Origin of the sequence: Streptococcus mitis (assembly GCF_002096925.1) — a bacterium.
Classification (GTDB): Bacteria; Bacillota; Bacilli; order Lactobacillales; family Streptococcaceae; genus Streptococcus; species Streptococcus mitis_AF.
The window spans coordinates 1-4,061 of the sequence record NZ_NCVN01000046.1 but is presented as its reverse complement, the minus strand read 5'-3'; the positions used below and the strand labels follow the sequence as shown (position 1 = coordinate 4,061).

Here is a 4,061-nt window from a genome sequence, read left to right as displayed (position 1 = left end):
ACGGTTATGAGAAGTCGTTTCAGTCGCTTAAGCAATTGGAACAAGCCATTGTAGACTATATTGATTACTACAACAATAAACGAATTAAGGTAAAACTAAAAGGACTTAGCCCGGGGGTCAGTACACTTCCCAGCTTTTTGTTTATTCTTTTATATATGTAAATCCTTCTCCAAGGATTTCGTGAGCTTCTGTGATAGTTATAAAGGCTTGAGGATCGATTCGATGAATCATTTCCTTCATTTTCACAATTTCATTTCTTCCGACAATACAGTAAATGATTTTTAAATCTTCTCTACTATAATAACCTTGACCTGAGATGAAAGTAACGCCTCTTCCTAGGTCATCATTAATCGCCTTAGCAAGTTGGTCAGGACGTTTTGTGATAATCATAAATCCTTTACCTGCATAGCCACCTTCGCCGATCAAATCAATAACACGAGAAACGATAAAATCAAATAAGAGCGTGTAGGTAACTAATCTCAGATCCTTAAAGATTAGGAGAATAAGCATGAGAATACAAAAATCTAAGATAAAAAGCAGTTTTCCCATAGATATATGAGTGTATTTATTGAGAATACGAGCTACAATATCAGTTCCACCAGTTGTCCCACCAGCATTGAAGATAATTCCGAGCCCAATTCCCAATAGAATCCCAGCTATAAGGGCTGTGATCAGTAAATCACCTTGAAGATCAATATGAAGGGGAATACGCTCAAAAAAAGCCAACCAGGCGGACAAGGCTAAGGTTCCTAGTAAACTAGAATAGAGAGATTTTGCTCCAAAAATCTTCCAAGCTAGGATGAAAAGAGGAATATTAATCAGCAAGTTCATGAGCGAAACAGGGATTTTAAAAAGATAAAAGGTGATGAGGGTAATACCTGTCGCCCCTCCTTCAAAGAGATGATGGGGAACTACAAAATAAGTCAGACCAAAAGCATAAATAGCAGCACCTAGTAAAATGGTTAAAATGGGGTAAATTTTTTTAATCATAGGAACCTCTTTTCTTATAAGTAGATTATATCAAATTTTTAAGGAAAATTTGAATGACTCCATTAGGATTTTTAATCTTTTTTTGATATAATTAAAAGTAAGAAAACCAATCTGAATCCTAAAATAGAAAGATTGATACTATGACAAAAATTAAGATTGTAACCGATTCATCTGTTACTATTGAACCTGAACTAGTAAAACAATTAGATATCACTGTTGTTCCATTATCTGTAATGATTGATAATGTTGTTTATTCTGATGCGGATTTGAAAGAAGAAGGTAAATTTCTTCAGTTGATGCAAGAAAGTAAGAATCTTCCGAAAACAAGTCAGCCACCTGTAGGTGTCTTCGCTGAAGTTTTTGAAGAACTATGCAAGGATGGTAGCCAGATTCTTGCTATTCATATGTCTCATGCCCTTTCTGGTACTGTAGAAGCGGCACGTCAAGGTGCTAGCTTATCTACTGCCGATGTGACAGTTATTGATAGTTCCTTCACTGACCAAGCCCTGAAATTCCAAGTTGTTGAGGCTGCGAAGTTAGCACAAGAAGGCAAAGATATGGAGGAAATTTTAACTCGCATAGAAGAGGTAAAAAAACACACAGAACTCTATATTGGTGTTTCTACTTTGGAAAATCTTGTCAAAGGTGGACGAATTGGCCGTGTAACTGGATTGTTGAGCTCCCTTCTCAATATACGTGTTGTCATGCAGATGAAAGACCATGAATTGCAGCCAATCGTTAAAGGTCGTGGAGCTAAAACTTTTAAAAAATGGTTAGATGAGTTGATAACGTCGCTCTCTGAACGTTCTGTAGCAGAGATTGGAATTTCATATTCTGGCAGTGTTGATTGGGCCAAAGAGATGAAAGAAAGCTTACAAGCTTATGTTGAAAAGCCAATTTCAGTTTTGGAAACGGGCTCTATTATTCAAACTCACACGGGTGAGAACGCTTGGGCTATTTTAGTACGTTACTACTCTTAAAAAAATAAATAAAATGGGAAGAAATAGCGTTTTTAACTTGACCTAAAAGGGATTTTAGGATATGATTATAATTGTTAATTAGAAATTAAATTGGAGGAATCATTAACATGGCAAACAAACAAGATTTGATCGCTAAAGTAGCAGAAGCTACAGAATTGACTAAGAAAGACTCAGCAGCAGCAGTTGAAGCTGTATTCTCAGCAGTAGCTGACTACCTTGCAGCTGGTGAAAAAGTTCAATTGATCGGTTTTGGTAACTTTGAAGTTCGTGAGCGTGCTGCACGTAAAGGTCGCAACCCACAAACTGGTAAAGAAATCACAATTGCAGCTTCTAAAGTTCCAGCATTCAAAGCTGGTAAAGCTCTTAAAGACGCTGTTAAATAATCAGCCTTTAAAAAGCCTATTGTATCAAGTTTTTGAGCTTGGTCAATAGGCTTTTTTGTGTATAGAGGGCAAAAAAGGGGCAGAATCTGAATGAACTAGTACCGGAACAAATATTTCAAATACTGCCTAATTCAAATTGCGTAGCAGAAATCATACAAATGAAATTGATTATAGTAAAATAGGATATGAATTATTAAGAAAGTTGGTTCTTTATTGGAAACGATAGTATTTTCAATCTCCGTTTTTTTAGCAGGGATCTTGTCCTTCTTTTCCCCTTGTATATTCCCTCTGTTACCTGTTTATACTGGAATTTTGCTGGATGATCAGGAAAGCGCAAAAAGCTTTTCTTTATTTGGGAGAAAGGTTGCCTGGTCAGGTCTGATTCGAACTCTTTGCTTTATCGCAGGCATTTCACTCATTTTCTTTATCTTAGGATTTGGTGCTGGTTACTTTGGTAATATTCTCTATGCCAATTGGTTTCGCTATACCATGGGAACAATTATTATCATTTTAGGCCTTCACCAGATGGAAATTTTTCATTTTAAGAAATTAGAGGTTCAAAAAAGCTTTACTTTTAAGAAATCAGAAGCTAATCGTTATTGGTCAGCCTTTTTACTCGGTATTACCTTCAGCTTTGGTTGGACGCCTTGTATTGGTCCAGTTTTAAGTTCTGTTTTAGCGCTTGCGGCTTCTGGAGGCAATGGTGCTTGGCAAGGAGCTATCTATACTCTTATTTACACTCTGGGGATGGCCATTCCTTTCTTGGTTTTGGCTCTAGCTTCAGGTGTAGTAATGCCGTGTTTTAGTAAAATCAAACGTCATATGATGCTACTAAAGAAAATTGGTGGTTTACTCATTATTTTAATGGGAATTTTATTACTATTAGGACAAGTAAATGTTCTAGCTGGAATTTTTGAATAAAGGAGAAAAAGATGAAAAAAGTAATGTTTGCTGGCTTAAGCCTCTTGTCATTAGTTGTATTGATAGCCTGTGGTGAGGAAGAGACTAAAAAGACTAAAGCACCAGAACAATCCCCAAAACAACAGCAACAAACGACTGTACAACAAATTGCTGTTGGGAAAGAGGCGCCAGACTTCACCTTGCAATCTATGGATGGTAAAGAAGTTAAGTTATCTGATTATAAGGGGAAAAAAGTCTACTTGAAGTTTTGGGCTTCATGGTGTGGTCCATGTAAAAAAAGTATGCCTGAGTTGATGGAATTAGCTGCAAAACAAGATCGTGACTTCGAAATTCTTACTGTTATTGCACCAGGAATTCAAGGTGAAAAAACTGTTGAGCAATTCCCACAATGGTTCCAAGATCAAGGTTATAAGGATATCCCAGTTCTTTATGACACAAAAGCAACCACATTCCAAGCTTATCAAATTCGAAGCATTCCTACAGAATACCTAATTGACAGTCAAGGAAAGATTGGAAAGATTCAATTTGGTGCTATCAGTAATGCGGATGCAGAAGCAGCCTTTAAAGAAATGAAATAGAATCAAGATTTTAAAATAGTATTTATATAATCAAGAACCTGAGACAAAATAGTTCTCTACCACAAAAAAAGCTAGAGATTTCCAATTGTGGAACTCTAGCTTTTTAATTTTGAGTCGTTCTCTTATTATATTTTAGGAGGTTATTGGCCATAAGTACCAATCCCATGTCAATTCTCACTTGACGCTTCCCTCTCAGATTACATCTCTTG

The 4,061-nt window shown here is 36.4% G+C and carries 6 protein-coding genes; 5 read left to right on the top strand and 1 reads right to left on the bottom strand.

Translation table 11 applies throughout. The annotated features are described in order from the left end of the window. Positions 1 to 161: IS3 family transposase (locus tag B7692_RS07350; RefSeq protein WP_142360046.1), on the top strand; the 161-nt coding region annotated here is incomplete at its 5' end. Here the strand turns inward: B7692_RS07350 and B7692_RS07345 are convergent. Continuing rightward, the gene (locus tag B7692_RS07345) at positions 142 to 990 is read right to left on the bottom strand and encodes a YitT family protein (protein WP_084930342.1); all 849 of its coding nucleotides are present in this window, start codon (positions 988 to 990) and stop codon (positions 142 to 144) included. The genes B7692_RS07350 and B7692_RS07345 overlap by 20 nt on opposite strands. A gap of 140 nt (positions 991 to 1,130) precedes the next feature. Between B7692_RS07345 and B7692_RS07340 the strand changes: the two genes are divergently transcribed. The 4 genes from B7692_RS07340 to sdbB all read left to right on the top strand — a co-directional run bounded on the left by B7692_RS07340 (position 1,131) and on the right by sdbB (position 3,852). Beyond that, positions 1,131 to 1,970, top strand: coding sequence for a DegV family protein (locus B7692_RS07340; protein WP_084930341.1), 840 nt, complete (start codon positions 1,131 to 1,133; stop codon positions 1,968 to 1,970). Positions 1,971 to 2,077: 107 nt separating this feature from the next. Next, positions 2,078 to 2,353, top strand: a complete 276-nt coding sequence (locus B7692_RS07335) for an HU family DNA-binding protein (RefSeq protein WP_001284642.1) — start codon at positions 2,078 to 2,080, stop codon at positions 2,351 to 2,353. A gap of 213 nt (positions 2,354 to 2,566) precedes the next feature. Next, positions 2,567 to 3,274, top strand: coding sequence for a thiol-disulfide oxidoreductase-associated membrane protein CcdA2 (gene ccdA2 / locus B7692_RS07330; RefSeq protein ID WP_084930340.1), 708 nt, complete (start codon positions 2,567 to 2,569; stop codon positions 3,272 to 3,274). 11 nt (positions 3,275 to 3,285) lie between these two features. Beyond that, positions 3,286 to 3,852 (top strand): thiol-disulfide oxidoreductase-associated lipoprotein SdbB, encoded by a 567-nt coding sequence (gene sdbB / locus B7692_RS07325; protein ID WP_084930339.1) that lies wholly within the window; start codon positions 3,286 to 3,288, stop codon positions 3,850 to 3,852. Positions 3,853 to 4,061 lie beyond the last annotated feature (209 nt).